General features: G+C 67.7%; 13 protein-coding genes and 1 pseudogene. All 14 read right to left on the minus strand.

Features of this window, described 5'->3' with window-relative positions; translation table 11 throughout:
• Positions 1 to 235: 235 nt before the first annotated feature.
• The 14 genes and pseudogenes from B7Z66_14370 to B7Z66_14435 all read right to left on the minus strand — a co-directional run bounded on the left by B7Z66_14370 (position 236) and on the right by B7Z66_14435 (position 14,888).
• Positions 236 to 1,678 carry an oxidoreductase gene (locus tag B7Z66_14370; protein OYV75039.1) on the minus strand — a complete coding sequence of 481 codons (1,443 nt, stop codon included), beginning with the start codon at positions 1,676 to 1,678 and terminating at the stop codon, positions 236 to 238.
• Positions 1,679 to 1,742: 64 nt separating this feature from the next.
• Positions 1,743 to 3,170 (minus strand): oxidoreductase, encoded by a 1,428-nt coding sequence (locus tag B7Z66_14375; GenBank protein ID OYV75029.1) that lies wholly within the window; start codon positions 3,168 to 3,170, stop codon positions 1,743 to 1,745.
• A 9-nt stretch (positions 3,171 to 3,179) separates the two neighbouring features.
• On the minus strand, positions 3,180 to 4,997 hold the full coding sequence (locus B7Z66_14380) for an NADH-quinone oxidoreductase subunit L (protein OYV75030.1): 1,818 nt from the start codon (positions 4,995 to 4,997) through the stop codon (positions 3,180 to 3,182).
• Positions 4,994 to 5,305: an NADH-quinone oxidoreductase subunit K gene (locus tag B7Z66_14385; GenBank protein ID OYV75031.1), complete on the minus strand. Its 312-nt coding sequence runs from the start codon at positions 5,303 to 5,305 to the stop codon at positions 4,994 to 4,996. Before B7Z66_14385 ends, B7Z66_14380 begins: the two co-directional genes overlap by 4 nt.
• Positions 5,302 to 5,808 (minus strand): hypothetical protein, encoded by a 507-nt coding sequence (locus B7Z66_14390; protein OYV75040.1) that lies wholly within the window; start codon positions 5,806 to 5,808, stop codon positions 5,302 to 5,304. The genes B7Z66_14385 and B7Z66_14390 overlap by 4 nt, the downstream gene beginning before the upstream one ends.
• An 11-nt stretch (positions 5,809 to 5,819) precedes the next feature.
• Complete coding sequence (locus tag B7Z66_14395; GenBank protein ID OYV75032.1) at positions 5,820 to 6,716, minus strand: NADH-quinone oxidoreductase subunit H; 897 nt, start codon at positions 6,714 to 6,716, stop codon at positions 5,820 to 5,822.
• Positions 6,713 to 7,720, minus strand: coding sequence for a Ni Fe-hydrogenase III large subunit (locus tag B7Z66_14400; GenBank protein ID OYV75041.1), 1,008 nt, complete (start codon positions 7,718 to 7,720; stop codon positions 6,713 to 6,715). The genes B7Z66_14395 and B7Z66_14400 overlap by 4 nt, the downstream gene beginning before the upstream one ends.
• A 690-nt stretch (positions 7,721 to 8,410) precedes the next feature.
• A pseudogene (locus B7Z66_14405) lies at positions 8,411 to 8,716 on the minus strand (hypothetical protein).
• A complete protein-coding gene (locus tag B7Z66_14410) occupies positions 8,717 to 9,079 on the minus strand; it encodes an NADH-quinone oxidoreductase subunit I (protein ID OYV75033.1) in 363 nt (120 codons plus the stop codon).
• Positions 9,076 to 9,378 carry a hypothetical protein gene (locus B7Z66_14415; GenBank protein OYV75034.1) on the minus strand — a complete coding sequence of 101 codons (303 nt, stop codon included), beginning with the start codon at positions 9,376 to 9,378 and terminating at the stop codon, positions 9,076 to 9,078. The genes B7Z66_14410 and B7Z66_14415 overlap by 4 nt, the downstream gene beginning before the upstream one ends.
• Positions 9,375 to 10,691 (minus strand): hypothetical protein, encoded by a 1,317-nt coding sequence (locus B7Z66_14420; protein ID OYV75035.1) that lies wholly within the window; start codon positions 10,689 to 10,691, stop codon positions 9,375 to 9,377. The genes B7Z66_14415 and B7Z66_14420 overlap by 4 nt, the downstream gene beginning before the upstream one ends.
• 38 nt (positions 10,692 to 10,729) lie before the next feature.
• Positions 10,730 to 14,149, minus strand: coding sequence for an aminotransferase V (locus B7Z66_14425; GenBank protein ID OYV75036.1), 3,420 nt, complete (start codon positions 14,147 to 14,149; stop codon positions 10,730 to 10,732).
• A 299-nt stretch (positions 14,150 to 14,448) separates the two neighbouring features.
• Positions 14,449 to 14,694, minus strand: coding sequence for a hypothetical protein (locus tag B7Z66_14430; GenBank protein ID OYV75037.1), 246 nt, complete (start codon positions 14,692 to 14,694; stop codon positions 14,449 to 14,451).
• A complete protein-coding gene (locus tag B7Z66_14435) occupies positions 14,691 to 14,888 on the minus strand; it encodes a DUF2191 domain-containing protein (GenBank protein OYV75038.1) in 198 nt (65 codons plus the stop codon). Before B7Z66_14435 ends, B7Z66_14430 begins: the two co-directional genes overlap by 4 nt.
• Positions 14,889 to 15,171 lie beyond the last annotated feature (283 nt).

Raw genomic sequence — 15,171 nt, forward strand, 5'->3', positions numbered from 1 at the left:
GCCGACCCGGAAGAACCAGCGCGCCGTCTCCTGCCCAGCGCCGATTTCCGCGATCGTCCCGTAGGTCTCCGGGTCGAGATTGATGCGCAGGGCCTTGTGTGCGGTGCCCGAAACATTGGCTGGGGCGGGCCCCGAGCCGTCCGCCACGGATGGTAGTCGTTCCGTTACCTTCATGGTAGAACCCTCTCCGCCTCCGTTGTGGCGCTCGCCGCGGACCGTCGGCGCCTGCCCGAACCTATAGCGGCCTGCGCACCTGTATTCCTGAAAAACCCGCCTCGCCCGGCGACCCACCGCCTACGCGACCGCCCGCGGATGTCGGGGAACCGTTGACTTCGGAGCGGGAACCGGAAGCCTGGCTTCCCGCCTGCTGGCCTCCATCCGCAACCGCTTGGCCGACCCGTGCGATGAGCCCTTGCGCCGCCGGTGCGATGCCGAGCGTCACCAGCAACGCGATGGCCCACACCACGGTCACCAGGGGCTTCGGCGCGGGCGTAGTGGGCCCACCCGATTGCCGGTACATCGGCACGACGATGCGCAGATAGACGGCAAGCGAGAGCACACTGTTGAGGATAGCCGCTACCGCCAGCCACAGGAAGCCGGAACTCATCGCCGCGCCGAACAACAGAAACTTCCCGACGAATCCTCCCAGCGGCGGAATCCCGACCAGCGACAGCAGGAACACCACCATCGCCACGCCCGTCACCACCCTTCGGCGCCCGAGGCCGGTGAAGTCATCGAGGGTCCGGCCGGTACGCAGCACCACCGCGAATGCCCCGATGTTCATAGCCACGTAGGCGACCGCGAAAACGACGAGTGCTCGCTGCGCGAGCGGATGCCCGCCCATCGCCACGACGCCGAGCAGGAAATATCCGGATTGGGCAATGGACGAGTAGGCCAGGAGCCGTACGACGTTTTGTTGCACCAGCGCGGCGAGGTTTCCGTAGGTCATGGTGAGGACCGAGAGCGCGGCGATGACGAGCGGCCAATTACTGGATACCGGGAGATCCCGAACCACCTGGGCGAGCGCGAAGATCGCACCGATCTTCGGCACCACCGACAGGAACGCCGCAACCGACACCGGTGCGCCGTCGTAGGCGTCCGGTGCCCAAAAATGAAACGGCACCAGGGAGGCCTTGTAACCGAGACCCACGATCAGCGCTACCAGCCCGACCGCAGCCGCGAGCGGCGCGTGCTCCAGGGCACCGAGCCGCACGAACAGCGTGGAGCCCGTCACCCCGAACCAATAGGTGAGACCAAAGATCATCACCGCGCCGCTGACCGATCCGAACACGAAGAACTTCATGGCGGCTTCCGTGGCCGGATCGTCGCGCCCATAGGCGACGAGCGCGAATGAGCCCAGGCTGGACAGCAACACACCGAGCACCAGCAACATCACATCCCCCGATCCGGCCAGGATCAGCGCGCCTAGCGCGGTGAAGCACAGCAGACTGTACACCGTGCCCTCACGGTCGCTGCCACCGATCTCGGCGCGCGCGAGCAGGGTCGACAGCGCGGTCGCGGGGAGCAGGGTCAGGGCGGCCCAGGTGCTCAGGTCATCGACCCGGAAGGTCCCGCTGAACACCGTCGTGTGGGCGCCCACCAGCGGAAGCGCCAGGGCGGCCGCGGCAAGCAGGCCCCCCACCGACACGGCGAGCGCGGCACGGGGCAGGCGCAGCATTTCACACACCAGGGCGCCGATCGCGGTCAACAAGACCGCGATCTCCGGGATCAGGAGCAGGAGGTCATGCGCACGGGGCGACTCCGACGACGATCGTCAGCACGAGCAGCGGTGCGACCGCGAGCCATTCGCGGACATCGAGGTCCGGCATTGCCGTCCAGCGCGCGGGCAGCGCGCCGAAGAACGTGCGCCCGATCGCCCGCAGATAGAGCGCCGCCACGACCGCGATGCCAAGCACCACGACGACCGCGGCGGGCGCAACCTGCAAGGTCGCCAGAAAGATCTGGAACTCGGCCGGGAAGTGCGCGAGCCCGGGAAGCCCAAGCGAAGCGAACGCGACCAGCACGAACGCCCAGCCCAACCCCGGGATCACCTGCAACAACCCGCCGAAGTCCGCCATCTCGCGCGTGTGCGTGCGGTCCTGAAGCATGCCGACCAGCAGGAACAGCGCTCCGGTGACGAGGCCATGGCTCACCATTTGCAGGACCGCACCGTCCAGGGCCATGGCGCGCACCGCCGGGTCGCTCGCCAACGCGGCCACGGCGACCCCCACGACGACATAGCCCATGTGGTTCACCGACGTGTACGCCACCAGTCGTTTGAGATCCGTCTGTGCCAGCGCCGCGAACGCCCCGTAGAGCGCGCTCACCACACCGAGGATCAGGATTACCACCCCGGCACTGCGAAACGCCGCCGGGGTCATTTGCAGCGCGAAGCGCACCAGGCCGTAGGTCCCGAATTTCAACATCACGCCGGCGAGGATTACGCTGCCAGCCGTGGGCGCCTCCACGTGGGCGGCCGGTAGCCAGGTGTGTACCGGGAAGATCGGGATCTTGACGGCGAACGTAATCAGCATCGCGATCAGCGCCAAGGTCGCGGCGGTCCCGGAGAGCGGCGGATGGGCGATCCATGCCCGCATGTCGAAGGTGTGCGGTGTGCTGCCCAGGTAGAAGCCGAGTATGGCGAGCAGCAGCGGAAGACTGCCCAACAGCGTGTACAGGAAGAACATCAAGGCCGCCCGTTGGCGGTCCTCGTGGCCCCAACCCGCGATCATGAAATACATCGAGACCAGCGATATCTCGAAAAATACGTAGAACAGCAGTCCGTCCAAGGCCGTGAACGTCCCGATCGATGCGGTCTCGAGGAGCAGCGTGAGAATCACGTAGGCCGGGGCGCGCGCTTCGATGCGGGCCGAATAGACGGCGGCGAGGAAGAACAGCAGCGCCGTCAGCAGCACCAGCGGAAGACTGATGCCGTCCACCCCGACCCGGTAGGCAACCCCGATCGAAGGGATCCACGCGAACTGTTCGACCTGTGAAAAACCCCCTGCTCCGATCCCCCGCCACCACATCGACAGGGCGCCGAGTAGCGTGAGCGCGGTGGTCACGATCCCGATCGCATGGGCGCGCCGCGCGGAGCGCGTGCCCAACGCCAGGACCAGGACCGCCCCGGCGAGCGGCGCGAACAGCGTAAGCGTGACGATTGGCACCATCACCTCCTATCAGAATCTCACCAGTCCCGCGACCAGCGCCGCGAGCATAAGGGCCGCGCCGGCCGCGGCGAGCGCCAGTTCCCGATGCACCAGGCCGCTCTGCAGTGCGCGTGCCCGCTCGCCCAACGCCCGGGTCCGGCGCGCCAGGCCGAAGATGAGTCCGTCGATACCGCGTTCGTCGCTGAAGCGCGCGCCACGGGCAAGCGCGAGCCCGAACCCACCGACTGCAAGCACGCCCGCATACAGGGCCCGTTCGAGACGATCACAGGCGCGGGCAAGCGCGAGCGCCGGGCGCGCGATCCAGAAATCAAGCCCGCCGGCAATCGCGAATCCCTGCTCGGCGCTGCGCCGCAGCGGCCCCAGTAACCGCACCCCCGGAATGAACCAGCCCAACCCCAAGCCGCCCAGCGCCGCGGACAGGCCGAGCACGAGGGCCAACCGGCTGCCGGGAATCGGCACGCCGAGCCACGCGCCGATCGGTGCGACCGCGCCCCCCAGCCCTGCCGCTAACACGACCAGGCCGGCCAGACCCGCTCCCATCCAACCGATACCGGGGACCCGCCGCTCCCGCCCGTTACCGCGCCACAGGATGCGCAGCGCCCGCGCCACGTAGGCGCCGGTGAGCAGGGTGCCGGCGAGGGCGAGCGGCGCGAGCAGGCCCGCATGGGACGCGGCGAGCGATGCGCCGATGATAGCGTCCTTGGTGAAGAACCCACTGAGCGGCGGGATCCCGGCGAGCGCCAGACCCGCGATCGCGAAGCCAAGAAAGGTCCGCGGGTGCGCGCGACCGGTCCCCGCCAGCTCGGGAAAGGCGGTGCTCCCGCGCGCGTGCTGAAAGACGCCGGCCCCGAGAAACAGCGAGCTCTTGATCGCCGCGTGCGCGGTGAGATGCACCAACGCCGCCACCGGTGCCCCCGCGCCGATCGCCACCAACATCAAGCCGTATTGACTCGAAGTCGAGGCGGCGAGCAGGCGCTTGAGATCCCGCTCGCCCAGGGCGATGAGTCCGGTGACCACGGTGGTCACCCCCCCGACCAGGCCGACGGCGAGCAGCACGTCCGGCCCGAGCATCGGTGCGACCCGGATCAGGAGGATCGCCCCCGCGGCCACCAGGGTGGCCGAGTGCAGGAGCGCCGACACCGGCGTCGGTCCGGCCATGGCGCGCTGCAGCCAATCCTGCAGCGGGGTCTGCGCCGACTTGCCCATCGCGGCCACCAGCAGCAGCACGCCCGCCACCGACGCCACCGGTCCGCCGGCCGCCAATCCGGGTGCGATGGCGCTCGTTCCGGTGTGGGCGATCAACAGGAAGACGGCGGTATAGAGGCCCAGGTCGGCGGTTCGCGTGTATAGAAATGCGCGCATCGCGGCGGAACCGACGCCCGGGCGCGCATGCCAGAATCCGATCAGCAGATAACTGCTGAGCCCGATGAGTTCCCAGGCGGCTAGCAGCAACACCCAGTCGCCCGCGAGCACGAGCGTCTGCATGGCAGCCACGAAAAAGGACATCGTGGCGAAGAACCGGACCGGTTCCGGGTCCTCCTTCATGTAGCCTACGGCGTAGACCAGGACGAAGGCACCGACCGTCGCCACGACCACGGCCAACAGCCCGCTCAAGGGCGTGGCGATCAGGCGCAGCGGGTACCCCGGCAGGCCGGGCAGCACGAGCGCGAAAGGTGCGCCTGCCGACAGCCCCGCGAGCAGCCACACGCTCGCACCCAACCCGACCGCGGCGCCGAGCAGCGCGAGCGCCGCCGGCGCCCGGCGTACCAGCAGGATCGCGGCCACGCCCGCCAGCGGGCCAAGGATGGTGAATGCGATGGAATTCATCCCTTCAGATCCCCCGCCTCTTCCATCTCTACCGAGCCCTTGGCCCGAAAGCGCGCGGTCGCCACGCCGAAGCCTACCGCCATCTCCAAGGCCATCACCGTCATCACGATCAGAACGAACATCTGCCCGGCGTATACCTCTGGATAGAGAAAGCGCCAGAACGCCACCAGGTTGACCAGGGCGCCGGCGAGGATCAGCTCCACGCCCATCATGATCATGACCAGGTTGGTCTGCGACAACGCGCCGTAGAGGCCGACGCCGAACAGCGCGGCCCCCGTGATCAGTGCCACGATCAATGTCAGGGTCATTCCGCTTCCCCCTGCCCGCGCCGCTGGATCGCCACCGCCGTCGCCGCGATCATGGCGGTCAGGATCGTCACGCCGGCGGTTTCGAAAACGAGCATCGAGCGCCCCAGCAGCTCGAGGCCGAGGTCGCGCGTCTGCCGTGCGGCGCCCGGTGCCGGCGCCACCACCGGGCCCCAATCCACCAGTATCGAGACCGCGACGGCCGCGCCTGCGCCGATCAGGCCCGCTACGATCGACAACCGCTTCTGATGCGCCATCTCCATCGCGCCGAGCCCGCCGGGATCCATCATGTACATCACCATGAAGATGGCCATGATGCTCATCTCAGTGGCCATCATCATGATCTGCAGGACGCCCAGGAACTCGGTCTGCATCGCCAGGAACATCGCACCGATCGCGGTCTGCGAGAACAGCAGGGCGAGCGCCGAGCGCACCATGGACGAGGTGCGGAACACCGCGACGCCGAACCAGATGGCGGCGAGCCCGAAGAAGCCGACGAAAAACATCTGTGCGTAGATCACGGCAACACCAGCACAAGGACACCGACGATGAAGATGTTGAGCAGCGCCAGGGGGATGCCGAGCTTCCAGCACCACGCCAGGAAATCGGCCTCACGCATGCGCGGCAGACAGCGCCCGATCCCCAGCATCGCCGCCGCGACGAGTAGTGTCTTGACAGCGCTCCAGGCCCAGGGGGGCAGGATCGGGCCCAGCCACCCACCCAGGTAGAACACCGTCGTCGCTTGCGCCACGGCCACGATCAGCACCGTCCGTGCGAGGCGCAGCACCGCCAACCGCCACCCGGCGTATTCCGCCTGCACCCCGCCGGCCAGCTCGCCCGCCGCCAGCGGCAGATCGAACGGCGGCAGAAACGCCAGTGCCATCGCGGCGATGAAGAACAGGACGAACCCCAGCGGCTGGTAGACGATGTTCCACACCCCCGCCTGCGAGACCACGATGGCGGTCGTCACCAGCGACTCGGCGCGCATGACGACGGCGGTAATAGGCATGACGATGAGCATGGAGTAGCCGATGAGCTGCCCCAGGAAGCGCCAGCCACCGATCATGGCATAGGCCCCGTTGGGCCCCCAGCCGGCCATGATCAGGGCAACCAGCACATAGGCGAATGCCGCATTGACGAACAGCGCACCGGTCGCGAGGTTGGCGATCACGAGCGTCGGCGTCAGCGGCAAGACCGCGGCGGCGAGCACCGCCGCCACCAACAGAAGGACCGGCGCGACCTCGAAGAAGATCCGGTCGGATTTACGCGGCACGATGGATTCGCGGCCGAGCAGCGCCATGGCGGCGAACAGCGGCGCCGCCGGGCGCAGGCGCCCGCTCCGCGTCCACGCCTCGAGTATCGCGATCATGTAGGCCCCGCTCAGCAAGGCGGCGAGCACGATGACGGTCGTCATCCCATGGCCTCCCATGGCGAGAGATCCAGTGAGCCGACCGCGATCAGGGCATCGCCCAACTCCTGTTGCGCGACCAGCGGCCCGACCAGGGCCAGGTGGCCGTTCGACGGGGTATCCAGTTGCGCGTCCACCACCCGGCCCTGCTCCAGGGTGAGCCGCAGGCGCGCTACGCCCCGCGGGGTCTCGATCGCGGCCGCGCCGGTACCGGAAACGGTGCCGATGACGGGGGCGCCGGGATCCTCGACGGTCCCCGCCGCGCGGATGAGTTCCAGGCCGCGCACGATCTCGCCGAGCCGCACCTGCAGGCGATCGAACGCGTCGCCGCGCGCACCCACCACGGGTTCGAAGCCGAGTGCCCCGTAGGTTGCGTCCGCTGACCGCGCGTCGTCGGCGCGGCCCGCCGCCCGTGCCACGGGCCCCCGAACCACGGCGCCTCCAGGCAGCCGGCCGATACCCGCTAACCGGCGCCGCAGCAACGGTGTGCGTTTGATGCGCCGCACCAGCGCGCGGACCTCGAGCCCCAGCGCCGGGATGCGTTCCGAATCCGCGCGCACCAGCGCCGCCTGCAACGCCGAGGCGCGCCGCGCGAGCCGCTCGATACCGAGTTGGCGTGCGAACCCGCCGAGCCATCCCAGATGACTCGCGATCCGTTCACGCTCCAAGGTACCTGCCCGCGCGCGGGCCCGCGCAGGGTCCACCTCCTGTCCCGCCGCATCTTCGAGCGCCCGGCAGGCGAGCAGCCGATAGGCGGCCGGCGCGAGCGGATCCATGCCGCCGATCCGGCGGGCAAAATCGCGGGCGACCACCCCCACCGGTTGCAGCGCGCCCGCGGCCCCGCCGACCAGAGAGTGTACGGCAGCCTTCGCGACCGCATCGCCGTCGAGGGTGAACATCAGCAGCAGGCCGCCGGGCAACCCAGGGAACAGCGGTCCGAACGGCACCTCGATCCAATCCATCGGCAGACCGTCGGCGCTGCGCGGCAGATCCCGGGTGACCGCCACCATCGACATGAAGGCGCGGTCGCCGTGTCCCATCCGCGCATGATCCATGCCGGAGTGTGCCTCGGGTTCCTCCATCGTGGACCCGGAAGGCGCCTCGCGCAGTACCAGCGTCATGCCACACTTGGGACAGGAACCAGGGGCATCCTGCACCACTTCCGGGTGCATCGGACAGGTGTACTCAGGCCCGGCCGTGTGTGCCGCCGGCGCGTGTTCCATCCCCCCATGGCCCGCGTGCCCGTGCGCCCCCGCGCCCGCCGGCGCCTCGCGCGGCACCAGCGTCATGCCACACTTGGGGCAGGACCCGGGGGCGTCCTGCACCACCTCCGGGTGCATCGGACAGGTGTAGGCCCTCGATGGATCACCGGCCATCGCTTCGTGATCCACGCCATGAGGATCGCTGGGCGTGGGCGCCGGCAACTCACCCATCGCCTCCGCACCCTCGTCCTGCGGGGGATCGGCATGCTCCGGAACGCCATGCACCTCGTGGGGAACGAGCGTCATACCGCACTTGGGGCAGGAACCGGGCTCGCCCCGCACCACCTCCGGGTGCATCGGACAGGTGTATTGCGTCCGGCCGTGCAGCACGAGGGCATCGAAATCGATCACGTCCGGGTGGAAGGCGCCTTCGATCAGCACCGTGCGCAACCGGTGCACGCCGTCGAGTAACGCCTGCTGCGAGAGTTCCACCGCCACATCGGCCTCAGGCAACGGAGTCAGCTCTCCGGCGCCGAGCGCGAGCACGATCCGCGGTCGCATCATCCCGGCATACAGGACCGTTGCCGCCTCGCGCAGCTCCGCAGGGACGGGCCCAACGACCACCAGCACCCCTGCATGCCGCGGTGAGGCCGCGACCACGATCCCCGCGCCTTCGAGATCGAGCCCGTAGGCACCGGCAACCTCCGGGCCCGGAACCACGATGGCCTCAAGCGTTTGGGCGCTCGCATAGGCCGCCAGCCGGCGCAGCCGGGACCACGCGCCTTGGCGGGCGCCGAGGATCACTTATTGTCTCCGCAGGGCACCTTGACTCCAGCCGTACAACAGACCGAGGAATAAAATGGCCAGAAATACGCCCATGTCCAGAAGCGCGACCAGCCCCTCCTGCTTGTACACTACCGCCCACGGGTACATGAAGGCCATCTCCATATCGAAGGCCAGGAACAGTAGTGCGTACCCATAATAGCGCGCGTGATAACGCACCCAGACCGGCTCCGGCGCCAACCGCCCGCCCGTTGCCGGCACGTCTTTGGCGGGCTCCTGGCGGCACCCACCCATCGCCCGTGCAAGTCCATACACGCTTAACGCCGCCCCGGCCGTGCCAACCGTCAACCCCAGCAGCACGGCATATTGTGCCAATGCGCTCATATCGTTCGTTCCCCCGGCCGACTGACTGCATCCTCCGCTGCCCGCCAGGGACGTGCTGAGTACATGAAGGCCATCTCCATGTCGAAGGCGAGGAACAACAGCGCGTAACCGTAGTAGCGGGCGTGATAGCGAACCCAGACCGGCTCCGGCGACAGCCGCCCGGCGGTCGCCGGCACCTCCTTGCCCGGTTCCCCCCGACTCCGGCCGATCGCCCGCGCGAGTCCGTACAGGCTGAGCGCCGCCCCGACGGTGCCGGCCGCCAGCCCCAGCAGCAGGGCGTATTGTCCCAGCCCCGTCATACCGTCCGCCGCCCAGACACCCCTGCGACCCGCTCCGCCCCGGACGCCTCAACCGGCTCCAGCACGAATCCAAGTCGCCGCTCACACTCCTCCAGCGCGCCGAGGATGTCGTCCAGGTCCCCGCCTCCGAGACTGACCAGCCCGTAGCGATAGCTCTCGCTGTCCTGCATCTCCTCCGACAGACACCGCCCCGGAGCCGTCAGGATCTCGACCCTCGCATCCGAGTAGCGCTCCATGACCCCGGCCACGTCCTCTTCCGAGGGGACCCGAACTACACGCCGGTCCTCGAAGGTGCGCAGCACGCAGCTGGCCGCCCGCCGATGGGGCCCCTGCCCGCGCCGTAAAGAGGGTTCTTTTCCGAGCGCAAGATCGATCAACAGTTCGTAGGTATTGAATCCATCCACCTTCTCGTACAGATCCGCGAACTGTGACGCCATGCGCGGGTTGATCTCGATGATGTGGATACGCTCGCGTGTGGGATCATACATCATCTCGATGTTGAACAGCCCGTTGTCGAATCTGATACCGGTCATCACCTGCGCGGCGATGCCCGCCATCCGGTCCTGCACCGCGGATGGCAGACTCGAGGGGTATTCGAAGCGCCGGAAGGCCAGGGTCCCCGGAAACAGGACCGAGTCCACGATGCCGAACACCTGCACCGTGCCGCTGAAGGCATACCCTTCCACCGTCACCTGGACCCCCTCGAGCAGCTCCTCTACGAGCACCCGACTCGGCCCGAAGCCGCATCCTGCGTAGCGCTCGAAGAGCCGCCGCAGCGGATCGAAGAACGGCTCCGGCAAGGTCGCGCGCGCGAGGGCTTTGGAGAATGCCTGGGCATCCTCGACGCGATAGGCCCCGACCGAAAAGAACGACTTGATCGGCTTGACGAAAACCGGGAACTCCAGCCCCGCAACCTCATCCCCGGCAGCCAGCGCGAATTCCGGCACCGCGTGCGGGACGACGGCCTGCTGCAGCAACCGCGAATGATACTTATGCTGGCACCGAAGGTTCACCATCGCCGGAACCCCGGGAAGCCCGAACCGTTCGGCCACGATGCCAGCAAGCGTGCTGCCCGGATAGTCGTCCGTGCTCACCACCCCGTCCGGTCCGCCCGCGGAGAACCGCTCGACGATGCCGTCGATCTCCTCCAGCGCGTCCCGCACCGGCGTCAACATCGGTGCCGGCGCGACCATCTGCTCCAGTTCGATACTGGCGTACTCGTGGAACAACACGCGATGGCGCCGCTCCACACCCAACGCCGCGATTTCCCGGTAATCACGATGCGAGGGACAGACGACAAGAATCGTGCGCATGGCTCACTCCACGACTTGTTGTTCAGAAGCGGATGCCGTCACTTGCACGGCAGGAACCGCACGGTGGCCTCCGCCTGCCCGAGCACCTCGCGCAGCGCCGCCACCGCCGCATCGACGTCCTCATCCGTCGTGTACCGGGACAGCGAGAAGCGCAGGGAACAGTGGGCCTCCTGCGGGTCCACTCCCATCGCGATCAGGACGTGCGTCGGCTCGGGCGACCCGGACTTGCAGGCCGAGCCCGACGAGGCCGCCACACCGTTCTGATCCAGCGCCACCACCAGCGACTCGCCCCGCAGACCCGGGAGGGTCATGTTCAAGGTATTGGGCAGGCGTTGTTCGGGGTGCCCGTTGAGTACCGCGCCGCTTACCAGCTTGCGCAGCTCCGCCTCGAACCGGTCGCGCAGCGCACGCACTCGTTCGCAGTCCCCCAACTCCACGACGGCCCGCTCCGCCGCCGCCCCGAGGCCGGCGATTCCGGCCACGTTCTGCGTACCGCCGCGCAAGGACCCTTCCTGCCCCCCGCCGTGCACCAGCGGGGCCGGCGTGACCCCCTTGCGCACGTACAGGGCGCCGATGCCCTTCGGGCCGTGGAACTTGTGCGCGGACAGGCTGAGCAGGTCCACGTCGAGGTCGGCGACGTCCACCGGGATCTTGCCGACTGCCTGGACCGCATCGGTGTGAAACAGTACGCCCTTCCCGTGCGCCACCCAGCAGCATTCCCGGATCGGCTGGATCGTACCGACCTCGTTGTTGGCGGTCATGATCGACACGAGTACGGTATCGTCCCGTATGGCCGCCGCCACGTCTCCGGGGTCGACCCGGCCCCATCGGTCGACCTGCAGGTAGGTGACCGCATAGCCGAGCGTCTCCAGGAAGGCGCATGCCCCGAGTACCGAAGGATGCTCGATGCGCGTCGTCACCACGTGTCCGCCGCGCCCGCGCCGCACAAGCGCGACTCCCTTGATCGCCAAGTTGTTCGACTCGGAACCGCCACTGGTGAAGATCACCCGCCGCGGGCGCACGTTGATCAAGCGTGCCACGCTCCGGCGCGCCGTTTCCACGACCGCGTGCGCCTCCCTCCCCCCCCGATGGAGACTCGAGGGATTCCCGAACCCCGCGTCCAGGCACGACAGCATCGCCTCGCGCACGAGCGGGTCGACCGGCGTGGTGGCGTTGTTGTCCAGGTACACGGGACGCCGCTGTGACACCGCAACCGCGCCCGCCGCGCGCCCGACCCGGCGAGCGCCATGGCGCTCCGCCCGCCGCGAGCCCGTACCGGCGGGTGCGCCGTCGGCGAGCTTCACCACTTCGCACAGCAGCGCCTTGTACACCGGAAACCCCGAAATCGCGTCGTAGTGGTCGAGATCCGTGAGCGCATTCACGTTCCACTCGCGCCACGCCGGCGGCCCGACCGGGGTTCCCCCGCCCATGTTGCACTCGACCGCGCCCGCCACGATCGCGCTGGAGACCCGCGTCCTAAACGGTACCGCGCCCCTGGGGGTGCGCACTTCCGCGAGGTCACCGTCGCGGATACCGCGTGCGCTGGCATCGCGGTCGTTGATCTGGACGGTGGGCTCGGGATTGTCCTTCACCAGCCCGGCGATGCCGTGGTGCTGCGAGCGGAAGTCCGTATCTGGACGCGCACCGGAATTGAAGATCAGCGGAAACTCCCGGGCGAGCACGGGGTCCGCCAACGGCCCTTCGCGGGGCTCCGTGTAGCGGGGCAGCGGCTCGTAGCCGTACTCCTCGAGCATCGAGGAGCGGATCTCGAATTTTCCGCTCGGGGTGTCGAAGCCCGGCCTGCCGTCGGCCCTCAAACCGCCCTTCTCCCATTTGCGATATTCGGTGAAAGGCGACGGTATCCGCACCGTCCCCCCCGCCGCGCGCACATCCTCCAGGGTGAATCCGGATCCCTCCAGCACGAAACGGAGCAACGCCTCCTCCGTCTGCGGGTAAAGGTCCCCATAGCCGAGCCGCGCGGCGAGCTGCGCCATGATCCGATAGTCGTTGCGCGCCTCCCCCACCGGCTCGATCAACTTTTCACGCAACCGGAAGATCGGCCCGTAGGCCATGTACGAATCGATCTCGAACATCGTGGTCGCGGGAAGCACGAGATCGGCGAATGCGGCGTCGGCGGTCCGCTGCCGGTCGATGCACACCACGAAGTCGAGCTTCTCCAGCACCCGGCGCCAGAGCGCCGGCTGCGGCCAGGACGTGAGCAGGGAGGCGCCGTGGATGATCAGCGCCCGGATCGGATACGGGCGTCCCTTCAGCACCGCGTCGACCAGCGCCGTGGCGTGCGACTCGCCGCGGTAATGGCTATAGAGCGGGAAGCGCTCGCGACCCGCTGCCCGCGCCAGGTCCGGGTTCGCCTGATTGCACGATCGGTTGATCGGGAAGTGCGACCCGCGCATGGCCAGCCCGATGCCGCCGGGGACGTCGAGCTGGCCGGCCAGCGCGAACAGCGTCAGGACCGCGCGAATCGCCTGGACACCGCTGTCCGAATACTCGAGGCCCGTGTACATCACCGGGCAGGCGCCGCGCGCCGTGCCGATGCGGCGCGCCAGGGTACGTACCGTCTGCGCCGGTACCCCGGTGATCCGTTCCGCGGCATCGGGTGGGAAGTGCTGCACGTACTGCGCCAGTTCGTCGAAACCCCGGCACCAGTTCTCCGCGAACTCCTCGTCCAGGATCCCTTCGTCGATCAGCACCCCGATCATCGATAGGGCCAGCGCACCGTCGGTGCCGGGTCGGATCGCGATCCATTCGGCCCCGCATCGCTCCACGGTTTCGGTTCTCCGAGGATCGATCACGACGATGTCCGCACCGCGCCGCGCCGCCGTCTCCAGGCGCCGCATGTCCATCGGCGGCGAGTCCGTCGCCGGGTTGGCCCCCCATACGACCAGCAGCTCCGCGTTCTCCATGTCCGCGTACATATCGATGAGCATCCTGCCCATCGTGACGTGCGGGGCGATCATCGCAAACGATACGTAGCACAGTGCACCGACCCCCATCGTGTTCGGGGAGCCGAAGGGGAAGAGGACGTTCGATGCCGACGACACCGCCACGCCCTTCGGCTGGAACAGATCGCAGAGAGACAGTTCGAACGCCCCCCGCCCCGTGTAGACGGCCACCGCTTCCGGGCCCGACTCCGACTTGATACGTTCCAGGCGTTGCACAATCTCGTCGTAGGCGCCGTCCCAGCCGATCCTTTCGAAGGCGAACCCGCCCTTCACCCCGGAGCGTCGGAGCGGATACCGCAGGCGATGTTCCCCGTATACGATTTCCTGGGCGTGCCGCCCGCGCCGGCACAGCGCCCCCAGGGGATGGTCCGGATCCGCCCGAATGTCCGTGAGCCTGCCGCCCTCAATGCAGACCTCCACCCAGCAGCCGGCGGGACATACGCCGCAGATCCCCTTTTTCCACCTCGCGTCCGTCGCGCCGCCGCCTGGTTCCATCGAACACCTCCGCCGTATTGTGCCCGGGCGCCGCCCGCTGCGGAGACGTACCCCCGCCCCGGCTGCGCGTCTCTCCCGCGATCACGCCGTCACGAACATCCTGGAATAACGTCACGCTCGAGACCGAAAGGCCGACATGTTCCGCCAAGCGCATGCAGAATTATTCCTCCTCCGCTGAGTGCGGGTACTGGATGATGGGCGGTATGAAAATATGACTGTTGGGAGCATTGCTGCCGCTTCAGATAGTCTACGGTCGCCTGCTGAACGAGAGCGTCCGCGGCGTCGCTCATGTTAGAAGATCAATCCCGCTCGTACGCCAGCGCCAGAGCGCCAGCCACCGCTCGCAGGCGTTTGTCCCGCGTCCAGAACCGCGTTACACCGCCCAATGTCACAAGCACCTCAGTGCGGTTGCGCAAGTTGCCGCATGCCAGCTCGCCGAGTACGCAGGGGTGCATCAGCACCTCGCTGCCGTTCAGCAGCGCCGCCAGTTCCGCATCACCGGCGCGCAAGTGATCAACCCAGACCGAGGTATCGACCAGGATCATGCGGGATCGGACTGCCGACGCGGTACCGGTTCCAACTGCGGCTCACTACCGCCGAGACGTGCCAGCCGTCGGGCGCTTTCGCGCTCGATTAGCGCGCGCAACCCCTCCCGCACCAAAGTGGCTTTCTCGGCCACGCCAGTAATGCGCTGTGCTTCATTGATCAATTGGTCATCAATATTCAGGGTCGTGCGCATGCGAGCACCTCATTCAGAGATTATATGCATCAAAGTATACATCATATGATGATCATTATCGTGTCGGTTGCCTGTTGTCTGTGGCTTACCGCACCGACCAACTGAATGAATCTACCTGCCGAAACCCGGCGACGTTTGTCAAGATCGATGGCACTTCCTCTATATTGGGTAGCGAAGGAAGCAAGATCGTTGCGTTTCGTCGGGGGTTATCGACGGCTGCCGACACATTGCAAAACGGATGCACGTGCATGGCTGAGGGCAGGGACAAGAAACCACTTGTCAG

The sequence above is a fragment of the Chromatiales bacterium 21-64-14 genome, assembly GCA_002255365.1.
In the GTDB taxonomy this organism is placed as follows: domain Bacteria; phylum Pseudomonadota; class Gammaproteobacteria; order 21-64-14; family 21-64-14; genus 21-64-14.

Coding starts and splice junctions, on each gene's coding strand:
- B7Z66_14370 (OYV75039.1), bottom strand. CDS start 1,678: ATGCTGCGCCTGCCCCGTGCCGCGCTCGCCGTGTCGGTGGGGGGCCTG.
- B7Z66_14375 (OYV75029.1), bottom strand. CDS start 3,170: ATGGTGCCAATCGTCACGCTTACGCTGTTCGCGCCGCTCGCCGGGGCG.
- B7Z66_14380 (OYV75030.1), bottom strand. CDS start 4,997: ATGAATTCCATCGCATTCACCATCCTTGGCCCGCTGGCGGGCGTGGCC.
- B7Z66_14385 (OYV75031.1), bottom strand. CDS start 5,305: ATGACCCTGACATTGATCGTGGCACTGATCACGGGGGCCGCGCTGTTC.
- B7Z66_14390 (OYV75040.1), bottom strand. CDS start 5,808: ATGTTTTTCGTCGGCTTCTTCGGGCTCGCCGCCATCTGGTTCGGCGTC.
- B7Z66_14395 (OYV75032.1), bottom strand. CDS start 6,716: ATGACGACCGTCATCGTGCTCGCCGCCTTGCTGAGCGGGGCCTACATG.
- B7Z66_14400 (OYV75041.1), bottom strand. CDS start 7,720: ATGGTGGCGGTCACCCGGGATCTGCCGCGCAGCGCCGACGGTCTGCCG.
- B7Z66_14410 (OYV75033.1), bottom strand. CDS start 9,079: ATGAGCGCATTGGCACAATATGCCGTGCTGCTGGGGTTGACGGTTGGC.
- B7Z66_14415 (OYV75034.1), bottom strand. CDS start 9,378: ATGACGGGGCTGGGACAATACGCCCTGCTGCTGGGGCTGGCGGCCGGC.
- B7Z66_14420 (OYV75035.1), bottom strand. CDS start 10,691: ATGCGCACGATTCTTGTCGTCTGTCCCTCGCATCGTGATTACCGGGAA.
- B7Z66_14425 (OYV75036.1), bottom strand. CDS start 14,149: ATGGAACCAGGCGGCGGCGCGACGGACGCGAGGTGGAAAAAGGGGATC.
- B7Z66_14430 (OYV75037.1), bottom strand. CDS start 14,694: ATGATCCTGGTCGATACCTCGGTCTGGGTTGATCACTTGCGCGCCGGT.
- B7Z66_14435 (OYV75038.1), bottom strand. CDS start 14,888: ATGCGCACGACCCTGAATATTGATGACCAATTGATCAATGAAGCACAG.